Here is a 13,429-nt window from a genome sequence, read left to right as displayed (position 1 = left end):
GGGCTAATCCACATCCTCGACGGAGCCGGGCCCGGTGCCGAAGGCACGCTGCGCCAAGGTCGCCGCCATGAATTCATCGAGGTCGCCATCGAGCACCCCCGACGTGTCGGAGGTCTGCACACCGGTGCGCAGGTCCTTCACCATCTGATAGGGCTGCAACACGTAGGAGCGGATCTGATGACCCCAGCCGATATCGGTCTTGGCGGCCTGATCGGCAGCGGCCTGCTCCTCGCGCTTCTTCAGCTCGATCTCGTAGAGCCGCGCGCGCAGCATGTCCCAGGCCTGCGCCCGGTTCTTGTGCTGGGAGCGGCCGGCCTGGCAGACCACCGCGATGCCGGTCGGGATGTGCGTCAGGCGCACCGCCGACTCGGTCTTGTTGACGTGCTGACCGCCGGCGCCGCCCGACCGCATGGTGTCGGTGCGAACATCCGATTCCTTGATCTCGATCTTGATGCTGTCGTCGATCACGGGGAAGATCTGCACCGACGAGAACGAGGTGTGCCGCCGCGCGTTGGAATCGAACGGCGAGATGCGCACCAGGCGATGCACGCCGGCCTCGGTCTTCAACCAGCCATAGGCATTGTGGCCACTGATCTGGATGGTGGCGGACTTGATGCCGGCCTCTTCACCCTGGGACTCTTCGAGGAACTCGATCTTGAAGCCGTGCTTCTCCGCCCAGCGCGTGTACATGCGCAGCAGCATCTGCGCCCAGTCCTGGCTCTCGGTGCCGCCGGCGCCGGCATGGACCTCGAGATAGGAATCGAACTTGTCGGCCTCGCCCGACAGCAGCGCCTCCAGCTCGCGCCGGGCGACCTCCTTCTTGAGGTCCTTGAGCGCCTTCTCGGCCTCAGTGACCACGCCCTCATCGTTCTCGGCCTCGCCGAGCTCGATCATGCCGATATTGTCCTCGAGCTCGCGCTCGACCTTGCCGATGCCCGAAAGCGCATCCTCCAGTGAGGTACGCTCCTGCATCAGCCGCTGGGCCTTCTGGGGATCGTTCCAGAGATTGGAGTCTTCTGCGAGCTTGTTCAGCTCAGCGAGGCGTGCCGTCGATTGTTCGACGTCAAAGATGCCTCCTCAGCAGCCCGACTGACTGCTTGATCTCTTCAACAAGGCGTTCGATTTCCGCGCGCATGGTCTTTCAGGTGTTGGCTAAAAAGGTTCCGGGGGATGTAGCGACCGGCGCGGCAAAGCGCAATCGGCTTGGCCGCACTATCCCGGCGATTTGGCCGGATCGGCCGCTAGTAGAGCCCCCCGGTTCCCGGACGCATGAAGAAGCCGCCATCCGGCTGCGCGCCATTCTGCGACGGCTGCGGGCCAGACGCAGGGCCGCGCCCATCGGCATCGGCGACGCCGATGACCGAATAGTTCTCCGGCGGCGCGGTGCCCGGCTTGAAGGCTTCGAGGATGGTGTTGCCGCCGTCGCCGGGACCGGCGCGCATGCCGGTCTTGGCGTCGACGCGGATCAGCTTGATGCCGGCCGGAACCTTGAACGGCGTCGGCGGCTTGTCGGCGAGCGCAAGCTTGAGGAAGTCGCGCGCGATTGGCGCGGCGACGTGGCCGCCGGTGGCGGCGCGGCCGAGATTGCGCGGCTTGTCGTAGCCCATGTAGACGCCGACTGCGAGATCGGGCGAGAAGCCGACGAACCAGACGTCCTTCTCGTCGTTGGTGGTGCCGGTCTTGCCGGCGATCGGCTTGCCGACTTCCTTCACGACGGTCGCGGTGCCGCGCTGGACCACGCCTTCCATCATCTCGGTGATCTGGTAGGCGGTCATCGGGTCGAGCACCTGCTCGCGGCGGTCGACGAGCTGCGGCTCAGGCTGGCTCTTCCAGCCCCCGGGTGCGTCGCAGCCGCGGCATTCGCGGGTGTCGTGCTTGAAGATGGTATGACCGTAGCGATCCTGGATGCGATCGATCAGCGTCGGCTTCACCCGGCGGCCGCCATTGGCGAACATCGAATAGGCCGTGACCATGCGCATCACGGTCGTTTCGCCGGCACCCAGCGCATACGACAGATAGTTCGGCAATTCGTCATAGACGCCGAAGCGCTTGGCGTATTCGCCGACCAGCGGCATGCCGATATCCTGCGCGAGCCGCACCGTCACGGTGTTGAGCGAGCGCTGCAGCGCATTGCGCAGCGTGGTCGGGCCGTAATATTTGCCGGTCGAGTAGTTTTCCGGACGCCACACGCCGGCGCCCTGCCCTTGATCGATCTCGATCGGCGCGTCGATCACGGTGGTCGACGGCGTATAGCCATTGTCCAGCGCCGACGAGTACACGATCGGCTTGAACGACGAACCCGGCTGCCGGTAGGCCTGCGTCGCGCGGTTGAACTGGCTCTGGTCGAACGAGAAGCCGCCGACCATCGCGAGCACGCGGCCGGTCCACGGATCCATCGCCACCATAGCGCCGGAGACTTCAGGCAATTGCCGCAGGCGATACTGGCCTTCGACCGCGTTGCCTTCCTTGGTCACCAGCGGGTCGGCGTAGATCACGTCACCCGGCTGCAGCACCTGCGAAACCGCACTCGGCGCCTTGCCCTTGGTCTTGGCCCAGCGCACGCCGTCCATCGTGATGATGCCGGTCTGCCGTTCCTTGCTGACCGCGCCGCCGAGCTCGCGGCCCGGCTGGAAGCCGATCCGCGCCGACTGATCGCTGGTCTCGAGCACGACGGCCATCCGCCACGGCGAGATGTCGGACAGCGATTTCACGTCGGCGAGCTTGACGCCCCAGTCACCGGAAATGTCGAGCTTGTGCAGCGCCCCGCGCCAACCCTGCGCCTCGTCGTAATTGACGAGACCCGCGACCATGGTCTTGCGCGCCATCACCTGGATCTTGGGATCGAGCGTGGTGCGAACCGACAGACCGCCCTCGTAGAGCTTCTTTTCGCCGTAACGCTCGAAGATGTCGCGGCGGACTTCCTCGGCGAAATATTCGCCGGCGAAGATGTGCGCGCCGTTCGAGCGGCTGGTGACGTTGAGCGGGTCCTTGCGCGCTTTATCGGCGTCCGCCTGCTTGATCCAGCCGTTCTCCAGCAGACGGTCGATCACATAGTTGCGGCGCTCGATCGCGCGGTCGCGATTGCGAACCGGATGCAGCGCCGCCGGCGCTTTCGGCAGCGCGGCGAGATAGGACGCCTCAGCGATCGTCAGCTCGTTGACCGACTTGTCAAAATAGACCAGCGACGCCGCCGCGATGCCGTAGGCACCGAGGCCGAGATAGATTTCGTTCAGATAGAGCTCGAGGATGCGGTCCTTGGAATAAGCGCGCTCGATGCGCATCGCCAGCAACGCTTCCTTGATCTTGCGGCTGAACGAGACCTCGTTGGTGAGCAGGAAGTTTTTCGCGACCTGCTGGGTGATGGTCGAGGCACCCTGCGGGCGGCGGTTCGAGCCGTAGTTCTGCGCATAAAGGATCGCTGCGCGCGCCATGCCCTGATAGTCGATGCCGCCGTGCTCGTAGAAATTCTTGTCTTCGGCGGCGAGGAAGGCGTTGATCACGAGTTTCGGCACCGCCTGGATCGGCAGATAGAGCCGGCGCTCCTTGGAGTATTCGCCAAGCAGCGCGCCGTCGGCGGCGTGCACGCGGGTCATCACCGGCGGCTCGTAGTCCTGCAGCTGCGAGTAGTCGGGCAGATCCTTGGAGAAATGCCAGATGGCGCCAGCGACGGCGGCGACACCGACCAGGAACACGACGGTTCCGGCGGCGAACAAGAAACCCATAAACCGCACGAGCAGGCGCATTATCGACGTTCCGTTCCTACCCTCCGGCGCTCAGTCGTCAGAAGCGCCTGTCCAAAAGTGCGAAAGCCTCACACAACGAAGCTTGGGCCCAGCGAGCCACCTTGCGCACGCGAATATACAAGAGCCGCCGGACAATATGGTCGATTCTGCGGACCTGCGGTCCATTGTCTATACCGTCGCCGCTGTGGCCAAACTAGGGCTTCGGCGCAACGGCCACGGCTTTTCAGCGGGCCGATTTCACTTTGCCGACCCGGCAGTTGCCAGCCGTTTGGCGAAGAACGTGTCGATCGCCTGGACCATCGAGCCGACCGCCTTGTTCCGCCAGCTCTCCGAGACCAGGTGCTCGAGGTCCCCCTTGTTGGAGACGTAGCCGATCTCGACCAGCACGGACGGCACGTCGGGCGCCTTCAGCACCCGGAAGCCGGCCGATTTGAGCGGATGCTTGTGCATCCGCACCGTGGTCTTCATCTCGTCCATCAGAAGACGGGCGAAGCGATTGGAGAACGTCTTGGTTTCACGCTGCGCGAGGTCGATCAGGATGTCGGCGACCTCGGTCGGCTCGTCGGTCAGGTTCACGCCGGCGATGGCGTCGGCCTTGTTTTCGGCCTCCGCCAGCCGTTCGGCCTCAGCGTCGGAGGCCTTGTCCGACACCGTGTAGATCGTGGCGCCCTGGGCATCGCCCTCGCGGCGCGGCAGGGCGTCGGCGTGGATCGAGACGAACAGCGCCGCCGACTGGGAGCGCGCGATCTTCACCCGGTCGTTGAGCGGGATGAAGGTGTCGTCGGACCTCGTCATGACCACCCGATACTTGCCCGACTTCTCGATCCGGTCGCGCAGGGCAAGGCCAAAGCCCAGCACCAGGTTCTTCTCGGTCTGGTCGCCGGATTGCGTGCCGTTGTCGATGCCGCCGTGACCGGGATCGATCACGATCAGCGGGCGCGCGTCGGTGACCGCGACCGGCGGCAGCGCCGCTGAGGTGACGGCCGGAATGGTCGCCGTGGTGGATTCGGAAATCGCCGGTTTCGATTCGGGCCGGCTCGCGGGCGCCAGCGACTGCACGAAGCTGGTGCGGTCGACCTCCTCGAAGTCCAGCACCAGCCGCGGCGGCTGGCCGTTGGCGGCGTCGAGCACGTAGGAATTGGCGATCTTCACCGGTCCGGTCAGGTCGAACACGATCCGCGAGCCGCCGGGCATCACGAGGCCATAGCGGAACGCCTTCACCAAGCCCCGCCCCGCCGAGCCGGTGCCGGCCGCGAGCTGGAAATCGACCTGCGGGATATCGACCACGACGCGGTAGGGGTCGGCCAGCGGGAAGGCGCGAAATTCGATCTTGCGATCGAGATCGAGGATGAATCGGGTCTGCTTGGCGTCGCCGGCGAGCCTGGCGCCGGATGCGACCGGGAAATTCGGGGCGCTCGCGGCCGGCGCAGGCGGGCCGTTCTGCGGTCCCTCGGCGGCGCTCGGGGCGCCGGCAATGGCAAACACCGATGTTGCGGCGCACAATAGCCCGCATCCCAGAAAAACAAGGTGTTTTGCGCGGTTCGCCACCCGATTCGTAGCCTCCCAGCTGCTTCTTACCGCATTAGAACCACACGGTTAATCGCCCCCTAATGACGCGCCAGCGAAAAGAACCGAGTGTTGCGGCGGCGTGACGCTTCCCTTGCACGCGGCGGTCAATCCACGTATGTACGGGGTGCTGACGGCTAGTACTCCCGGTTGTGTCGCGTTCAGCCTCCCGGTGCAGCGGTGGAACCTTCCAGATCGAAGATCCCGCCGTGTTTTTCCGGTCCCTCCCCAGCCAGCGCCGCGCGCGGCTGACACGGAGTGGCGGATTCAAGCCCGAGCGGCGTCCGGTCCCAGGCACACTCCCTCGCCAGAGGGACGGTTTGAGACATGGCATAACCGATTATCCGGTCCCTTGGGGCCTCGATATGCGATGGCCGACGGGCGCTTCGGCGCCAGGCGGGGCTTTCAGCAAAAGATACGGCGGTATTTTTCGCCGCCAACATGTTTAGACGGGCCGACGCTTAATGCGCCAGACTGTATTGCCGACCAGGATCCCCCGAATGATCGCGCTGACGCGAGGTGAAAACTTCGCCCGTCGCATCATCCCGGTGAGTTCCCGTCCGGCGCTGCGCCGCGAGATGCGTTTCGGCCTTCCCCTCACCCCCGAATCAGGTGGACCGTCGCGTCACCGGGCGGCGCAGTTTGCGCGCGCCATGATCCGCGCCCGCCGCCGTCAAGAGCTCCAAAATGCCCAACAAGATGTTGATCGATGCCACCCACCCGGAAGAGACCCGGGTCGTTGTGGTCCGTGGCAATCGCGTCGAAGAGTTTGATTTCGAGACCGCCCAGCGCAAACAGCTGCGCGGCAACATTTATCTCGCCAAGGTTACGCGCGTAGAGCCGTCGCTGCAGGCCGCCTTCATCGAGTATGGCGGCAACCGGCACGGCTTCCTGGCCTTCAGCGAAATCCATCCCGACTATTACCAGATCCCGGTCGCCGACCGTCAGGCGCTGATCGAAGCCGACGAGCGCGCCCACCGCGAGGCCGAGGAAGAGCACGAGAACCGCGGCCATCGCCGCCGGTCGCGCCATCGCAATGCCCGTCGCCGCGGCCATGGCGAGCGCGTCCAGAGCGAGGTGATCGAGGGTGCGAACGACACGCAGGCGTTGCCCACCATCGAGGCTCACGAACATCCGGTCGATGCCGAGCATCATGAACATGATGCCGGACACCACGATCACGGCGTGGTCGCCCACGAAGGCCACGAGCATGAGGCGCATGATCATGCGCATCACGAGGACCATGATCATGACCACGACGATCATGGCCACCACGATCATGGTCACGACGACCACCACGATCACGATCATGCGCATGATCACGACCACGCCTCCGAAGTGAGCGAGGCGGCGGCTGCCGACGCCCCGTCCGACCCCGTCGTTGCGGTGGTCGAAGCCTCCGCTGCGTCAGCCGCGCCCGAGACCGTCGAGGCGATCGAGGTCAATCATGAGCCCGAGCGGGTCCATGAGGAGCAGATCGAGGAAAACGCCGCGCATGCCGACGACGCGCCGCATGTGGCTTCCGACGACGTTCACGCCGCCGCCGATGAACACGCGGTCGCCGAATATGGCGCGCTCGCCGAGGTGGTCGCGCCCGAGACCGGGCCCGGCGACGAGGCCGGCGAAGATGACGAAGAGGATGACGGCGAGGAAGGCGAGGAAGAGGACGTCGTCGAGTCGGTAGGCGGCGACGACGTGCTCGAGGAGGTTCCGGAACGCCCGTTCCGTCCGCGCCGCCAGTACAAGATCCAGGAAGTGATCAAGCGCCGGCAGGTGATGCTGGTGCAGGTCGTCAAGGAAGAGCGCGGCAACAAGGGCGCCGCGCTGACCACCTATCTGTCGCTCGCCGGCCGCTACGCCGTGCTGATGCCCAACACCGCGCGCGGCGGCGGCATCAGCCGCAAGATCACCTCCGCCCAGGACCGTTCGCGGCTGAAGGAAGTGGTGCAGGATCTCGATGTGCCCGAGGGCATGGGAATCATCCTGCGTACCGCTGGCGCCTCCCGCAGCAAGCCGGAGATCAAGCGCGACTTCGAATACCTGATCCGGATGTGGGAAACGGTGCGCGACCTGACGCTGAAGTCGCAGGCACCGACGCTGGTCTACGAGGAAGGCTCGCTGATCAAGCGCTCGCTGCGCGACCTCTACAACAAGGAGATCGACGAGATCCAGGTGGCGGGCGAAGCCGGCTACCGTGAAGCGCGCGACTTCATGAAGATGCTGATGCCGGCCAATGTGCGGGCGGTGAAGCAATATCGCGACGGCCAGCCGCTGTTCTCGCGCATGGGCGTCGAAAGCCAGCTCGACGCGATGTTCTCGCCGACCGTGCAGTTGCGCTCCGGCGGCTACATCGTGATCAACCAGACCGAGGCGCTGGTCTCGATCGACGTCAACTCCGGCCGCGCCACGCGCGAGCATCATATCGAGGACACCGCGCTCAAGACCAATCTGGAAGCGGCGGAAGAAGTCGCGCGCCAATTGCGCCTGCGTGACCTCGCCGGCCTGATCGTCATCGACTTCATCGACATGGACGAGAAGCGCAACAACCGCGCGGTCGAGCGCAAGCTGTCCGACTGCCTGCGCCAGGACCGTGCGCGGATCCAGGTCGGCCGCATCTCGCATTTCGGCCTGCTGGAAATGTCGCGCCAGCGCATCCGCGCCAGCGTGCTCGAAAGCTCGACGGAGCCCTGCCCGCAATGCGGCGGAAGCGGTCACGTCCGCTCGGTCTCGTCGGTGGCGCTGCAGCTGCTGCGCGGCATCGAGGAAATCCTGATGAAGGGCGCGACCCACAATCTGGTGGTCCGCACCCGTACCGACGTCGCGCTGTACGTGCTCAACCACAAGCGCGGCCATCTGCGCGATCTCGAAGACTCCTTCCGGGTTTCTCTGTCGATCGTCGCGGACGCCACGGTGCACGGCCAGCAGTCCTACATCATCGACCGCGGCGAGCAGGTGCATACGCTCGAAGCCGCCAAGGCGCTGCTGGCTGCGCAGGCTGCCGCTGCGCCGGCCCAGGCCGAAGAGGCCGATGACGAGGAAGAACTGTTCGAATATGAGGCCGAGATCGAGACCGACGAGACCGAGGGCCTCGCCGACGAGCGGGTGGCCGGTGACGAAGCAGGCTCCGCCGAGGGCGAAGGCGACGGTCAGCGCCGCAAGCGGCGCCGCCGGCGTCGCGGCCGCGGCGGCAGCGAGGCGCGTGAAGGCGCCCAGCAGCCGCGCGAGGACGGCGATCTCATGCATGTCCTGCCCGAAGGCACCGAGGCGGTTGCCGCCGCCGATGCCGAAGGCGATGAGGACGAAGGCGACGAGCAGCAGGGCGCTGCCCGCGACGACCAGGCCGGCAATGGCGATCGCCGTCCGCGGCGCCGCGGACGTCGCGGCGGCCGCCGCCGGCGCGGCAGCGGCGGACCGGACGACGGTCTCGCCGGATCGATCTCCGATGAGTTGAGCCCGGCGGCGACGTCGGAGGCCTCCGACGCAGTCGCCGATTTCGATAGCCATGATGCGGAGCCGGCTCCCTCGCTGGCGCAGCCCGAGCTGGTCGCCGAGCCGCCGGAGTGGCGGCCGACCGAAGTCGTACCCGTTGAGCCGGTCGCGGCACCCGAGCCCGAAACTGCCGCGGCCTCTGCCGCCGAGGACACAGCTGCCGAAGGCGACCGCGCGCAGCGCCGCCGCTCGACGGTGCGAGAAAAGGTCAACTTCGCGTCGAGCCCCCTGCCCGAGGCATCAGCGGCGCTGGTTCAGAGCCCGGCCGAGGAAGCTGCCCCTGAGCCGGCCGCGGCTGCTCCAGAGCCGGCACCGGCCGCTGCGGCCGAGGCTCCGGCCCGCAAGGGTTGGTGGTCGCGCCGCTTCGGCGGCGGCAACTAGCGCCACCTGCAAGTCAAAACGCCCGGTTCACGCCGGGCGTTTTTATTGAACAGGCAATCCGTTCGTCAGACGCCGGCGTAATGGAGCCTGACGGAGACGGATCCCAATGCAAAGCGCGATCGTTCTTGGCGGCGGCATGGTGGGCGTCAGCACGGCGCTGCATCTGCAGCGTCGCGGCTGGTCGGTGACGCTCGTCGACCGCAAGGAACCGGGCCGCGAGACCAGTTACGGCAATGCCGGCATCATTCAGAGCGAGGCGGTGCGGCCCTACCCGATGCCGCGCGATCCCGCCACGCTCGCCAGGATCGCGATGGGGCGCACCAACGATGTGCGCTATCGCCTGGCGTCGCTGCCGCAGCACGCCGGCCCGCTGCTGCGCTACTGGTGGAACTCGACGCCCGAGCGGCACCGCGAAGCCACCCTCGCCTGGGCGCGCCTGATCGCCTACGCCACCGCCGAGCACGACACGCTGATCCGCGACGCCCATGCCGACAATCTGATCCGCCGCGCCGGCTATCGCCTGCTGCATCGCGACCCGGCCGCGCTGGAGCAGGCGATCGCTGTCGCCGAAGAGAACCAGCGCGATTTCGGCGTGACGTTTCGCGTGCTCGATGGCCGCGAGCTCGCCAAGGCGGAGCCGCTGCTGCGCGACGACCTGCCCGGCGCCATTCATTGGCTTGGGCCCTGGACCGTGTCGGACCCCGGCGGGCTTGTTTCCGCCTATGCCGGACTGTTCGAGCGTCTCGGCGGCACGCTGCTGCGCGGCGATGCGCAGACGCTGACGGAGACGACGTCCGGCTGGTCGGTCGACACCAGTGGCGGCCGGATCGATGCCGCCCATGTCGTGGTCACGCTCGGCCCGTGGTCACCGCAATTGCTGCGCAAGTTCGGCTACCGGATCCCGCTGGTGCGCAAGCGCGGCTACCACATGCATTACCAGGGCGGCCGCTCGCTCGACCTGCCGCTGGTCGACACCGCAAATGGATATGCGATGGCGCCGATGGCCAAGGGCATCCGCATCACCACCGGCGCGGAGCTGACCAGTCCCGACGCACCGGCGACGCCGATCCAGCTCGGCTACGCCGAAGCGGCGGCGCGCGAGCTGATCGAGATCGGCAGCCGCGTCGAGCCCGAGCCGTGGTTCGGCACCCGCCCCTGCACGACCGACATGCTGCCGGTGCTCGGGCCGGTGCCGCGCCATCGCGGACTGTGGGTCAATTTCGGTCACGGCCATCAGGGCTTCACGCTCGGCCCCGCGACCGCGCGCGTGCTGGCCGAAACGATGAACGGCGAGGCATCCTCCGTGGACACCTCGCCGTATCGGCTGGACCGGTTCTGACGAAGGAGAATTAATCCGTCGTCAACGCGGTCTCCATGTCGGTCGGGTCGATCTGCCGGGCGAGATTGGCGTTGAGCTTGTCGCGATCGAGCTCACCCTCCCACCAGGCGACGATCACGCAGGCGACGCCGTTGCCGCACAGATTGGTCAGCGCGCGGCACTCGCTCATGAACTTGTCGATGCCGAGCACGATCGCCATGCCCGGCACCAGCCGCGGATCGACCACCGCAAGCGTCGCCGCCAAGGTGATGAAGCCCGCACCGGTGATGCCGGAGGCACCCTTCGAGGTCAGCATCGCCACGATCAGGATCGTGATCTGCTGGCTGAAGGTGAGATCGAAGCCCAGCGCCTGCGCGATGAACAGGGTCGCCAGCGTCATGTAGATGTTGGTGCCGTCGAGGTTGAACGAATAGCCCGTGGGCACCACGAGGCCGACCACGGATTTCGAGCAGCCGAGCCGTTCGAGCTTCTCCATCAATGACGGCAGCGCGCTCTCGGACGACGAGGTGCCGAGCACGATCAGGAGTTCATCCTTGATGTAGGCCAGGAACTTGAAGATCGAGAATCCGGCGATCCGCGCGATGGTGCCGAGCACCACGAACACGAACAGCGCGGCAGTCAGATAGAACGTCGCGATCAGCCCCATCAGGTTGAGGATCGCGCCGGTGCCGAACTTGCCGATGGTGAAGGCCATCGCGCCGAACGCGCCGATCGGCGCCGCCCGCATCACGATCGAGATGACGCCGAACACCGCATGCGCGGCGTCGTCGATGAACGAGCGGATGGTGTGGCCGCGCTCGCCGAGGCCCATGATCGCGAAGCCGAACAGCACCGAGAACAGCAGCACCTGCAGGATCTCGCCCTGCGCGAACGCGCCGACCACGGTGTCGGGAATGATGTGCAGCACGAAGTCGACGCTCTTCTGCGCCTCCGCCTGCTTGGCATAGCCGGCAACCGCCTGCGCGTTCGCCGCCGCATTGCCGAAGCCGGCGCCGGGCCTGACCAGATTGCCGACGAGCAATCCGATCACCAGCGCGAAGGTCGAGACGACCTCGAAATACACCAGCGCCTTGACGCCGATGCGGCCGACCTTCTTGGCATCTTGTATATGGGCGATGCCCGACACCACGGTGCAGAAGATGATCGGCGCGATCACCATCTTGATCAGCTTGATGAAGCCGTCGCCGAGCGCCTTGATCCACTCGTTGGTGGCAAGGCCCGGCCACAACCAGCCGACCAGTGCACCGAGCACGATCGCGATCAGGACCTGGACATAGAGAACTTTATACCACGGCTTGCTGCCGGCGCTCGCCGGCGCAGCCGTGACAACGGTTGCCGTTGCCATGTGTCACTCCCCCTCAGAAATGGCGGAAACAGCCAAGATCAAGTTGGCGGTTCAAGTCAAATGGAACTGTGTGGGCCCTGCCGCTTATCCGCGACGATCCGCCTGCCACAGCGCCGGCGAAACCACGGCGCTGCGCTGCGAAACCGATCCGAAAGGCAAAGCGAACTCCGGAAGGCTCTTGAAGGCTATTGAAGGCCCCTTGGAGTTCGCGGGCTATTTAAGCCAATGCGCGATCCGTGCAACTGCTTCCTGCATCTCCGCGGCCGAGCGTGCATAGGAAAACCGGATGAAGGCGCGGCCGTGGATCGGATCGAAATCGACGCCGGGGGTCGCCGCGACATGCGCCTTCTCGAGCATCTCGCTGGCGAAGGCGAAGCTGTCGGCGGTGAAGTCGGAGACCTCGGCATAGAGGTAGAACGCGCCGTCTGCGGGCAGGAACTTGGTCAGGCCGGCCTTCGGCAGCCCTTCGATCAGGATGCGACGGTTCTCCTGATAGCCGCGCTTGATCGCCTCCATCTCCTCGCGGCCTTCGAACGCCGCTTCGGCCGCGATCTGCGACAGGGTCGGCACCGAGATCGAGAGGTTCTGCTGCAGCCGCTCGATCGGCCGCACCAGCACGTCGGGAACCACCATCCAGCCGACACGCCAGCCGGTCATGCAGAAGTACTTCGAGAACGAGTTGATCACGAGCGCGTTCGGCGACAGCTCGGCGGCCGTCACCGCAGGAAATGCATAGTCGAGCCCGTGATAGATCTCGTCGGAGATGAAGCGGATGCCTGCGCTGTCGGCAGCCGCCATCAGGCTCGACAGCGCCTCGCGCGACATCATGGTGCCGGTCGGGTTGGCGGGACTGCCGACCAGCACGCCCTTCAGCGGCGCCTTGCGATGGGCGGCGAGCAGCGCCTCGCCGGTCAGGGCATGGCGGGTGTCGCCGGAGGTCTCGATCAGCACCGGCTCGCAGCCCAGCGCGGTCAGGATATGCCGGTACGGCGGATAGCCCGGCACGGTCACGGCGACGCGGTCGCCCGGCTCGAACATCGCAAGAAACGCCAGGATGAACCCACCCGACGAACCGGTGGTGACGATAATGCGCTCCGCGTCGACCGCGCAACCATACGTGTCGCGATAGTGCCGGGCGATGCGCGCGCGCAGCGAGGGAATGCCGAGCGCCGAGGTGTAGTCGATCCGCCCGTCCGCAAGCGCGGCCTGCGCGGCCGCGATCGCCGGCTTCGGCGCGCCTGCGGCAGGCTGCCCCACCTCCATATGGATGACATGGCCGCCGGCGGCCTCGATTCGCGCGGCGGCCGCCATCACATCCATCACCATGAACGGCGGAACATCGCTCCGTCCGGACGCGGTCAACAGGCTGCTTGCACGGTCTCTCGGTGTCGCTTCACGCATGGATTTCTGCTATTGCACGGCCGCTGCCGAATTCGGGTTCCCGTTACCGGCTGCCGCCCCAGACTGGCCGCATTCGGTGGCTCCTTATAACGCTTTCAGGCCAAGTGAATACCCGGTTCGCGTGAAGAAGAACTGCAAAAACAACAGACTGCGCCACGCGCCAAA

General features: G+C 66.1%; 8 protein-coding genes. 2 read left to right on the top strand and 6 right to left on the bottom strand.

What is annotated here, in order from left to right:
- Window positions 1–3: 3 nt before the first annotated feature.
- The 4 genes from prfB to ACE10X_RS20570 all read right to left on the bottom strand — a co-directional run bounded on the left by prfB (window position 4) and on the right by ACE10X_RS20570 (window position 6,632).
- A protein-coding gene (prfB, locus tag ACE10X_RS20585; protein ID WP_100213632.1) for a peptide chain release factor 2 occupies window positions 4–1,135 on the bottom strand; the annotation gives its coding sequence in 2 pieces (ribosomal slippage) (window positions 4–1,065 and window positions 1,067–1,135; 1,131 coding nt in all).
- A gap of 106 nt (window positions 1,136–1,241) precedes the next feature.
- The gene (locus ACE10X_RS20580; RefSeq protein ID WP_304555521.1) at window positions 1,242–3,743 is read right to left on the bottom strand and encodes a penicillin-binding protein 1A; all 2,502 of its coding nucleotides are present in this window, start codon (window positions 3,741–3,743) and stop codon (window positions 1,242–1,244) included.
- Window positions 3,744–3,980: 237 nt separating this feature from the next.
- Window positions 3,981–5,291 carry an N-acetylmuramoyl-L-alanine amidase gene (locus ACE10X_RS20575; RefSeq protein WP_304555522.1) on the bottom strand — a complete coding sequence of 437 codons (1,311 nt, stop codon included), beginning with the start codon at window positions 5,289–5,291 and terminating at the stop codon, window positions 3,981–3,983.
- 615 nt (window positions 5,292–5,906) lie between these two features.
- The gene (locus ACE10X_RS20570; RefSeq protein ID WP_375764509.1) at window positions 5,907–6,632 is read right to left on the bottom strand and encodes a hypothetical protein; all 726 of its coding nucleotides are present in this window, start codon (window positions 6,630–6,632) and stop codon (window positions 5,907–5,909) included.
- A gap of 63 nt (window positions 6,633–6,695) precedes the next feature.
- Here ACE10X_RS20570 and ACE10X_RS20565 point away from each other — a divergent pair, with 63 nt between their 5' ends.
- Together ACE10X_RS20565 and ACE10X_RS20560 are read left to right on the top strand one after the other, a co-directional pair.
- Window positions 6,696–9,179 (top strand): ribonuclease E/G, encoded by a 2,484-nt coding sequence (locus ACE10X_RS20565; protein WP_304557913.1) that lies wholly within the window; start codon window positions 6,696–6,698, stop codon window positions 9,177–9,179.
- A gap of 106 nt (window positions 9,180–9,285) precedes the next feature.
- A complete protein-coding gene (locus tag ACE10X_RS20560) occupies window positions 9,286–10,518 on the top strand; it encodes an FAD-binding oxidoreductase (protein ID WP_304500075.1) in 1,233 nt (410 codons plus the stop codon).
- A gap of 10 nt (window positions 10,519–10,528) precedes the next feature.
- On the opposite strand, the gene ACE10X_RS20555 is transcribed toward ACE10X_RS20560, so the two are convergent.
- Both ACE10X_RS20555 and ACE10X_RS20550 read right to left on the bottom strand, forming a co-directional pair.
- Window positions 10,529–11,863, bottom strand: a complete 1,335-nt coding sequence (locus tag ACE10X_RS20555; protein ID WP_038388337.1) for a dicarboxylate/amino acid:cation symporter — start codon at window positions 11,861–11,863, stop codon at window positions 10,529–10,531.
- A gap of 213 nt (window positions 11,864–12,076) precedes the next feature.
- A complete protein-coding gene (locus ACE10X_RS20550; RefSeq protein WP_375764508.1) occupies window positions 12,077–13,264 on the bottom strand; it encodes a pyridoxal phosphate-dependent aminotransferase in 1,188 nt (395 codons plus the stop codon).
- Window positions 13,265–13,429: the final 165 nt, after the last annotated feature.

This window comes from Bradyrhizobium sp. Pha-3 (assembly GCF_042258325.1).
Lineage (GTDB): Bacteria > Pseudomonadota > Alphaproteobacteria > Rhizobiales > Xanthobacteraceae > Bradyrhizobium > Bradyrhizobium elkanii.
This window is presented reverse-complemented; position numbering and strand designations above follow the sequence as displayed.

Excerpts from the sequence above, each read along its gene's own strand:
- ACE10X_RS20555 (WP_038388337.1), bottom strand. The coding sequence starts at position 11,863 with ATGGCAACGGCAACCGTTGTCACGGCTGCGCCGGCGAGCGCCGGCAGC.
- ACE10X_RS20580 (WP_304555521.1), bottom strand. The coding sequence starts at position 3,743 with ATGCGCCTGCTCGTGCGGTTTATGGGTTTCTTGTTCGCCGCCGGAACC.
- ACE10X_RS20560 (WP_304500075.1), top strand. The coding sequence starts at position 9,286 with ATGCAAAGCGCGATCGTTCTTGGCGGCGGCATGGTGGGCGTCAGCACG.
- ACE10X_RS20550 (WP_375764508.1), bottom strand. The coding sequence starts at position 13,264 with ATGCGTGAAGCGACACCGAGAGACCGTGCAAGCAGCCTGTTGACCGCG.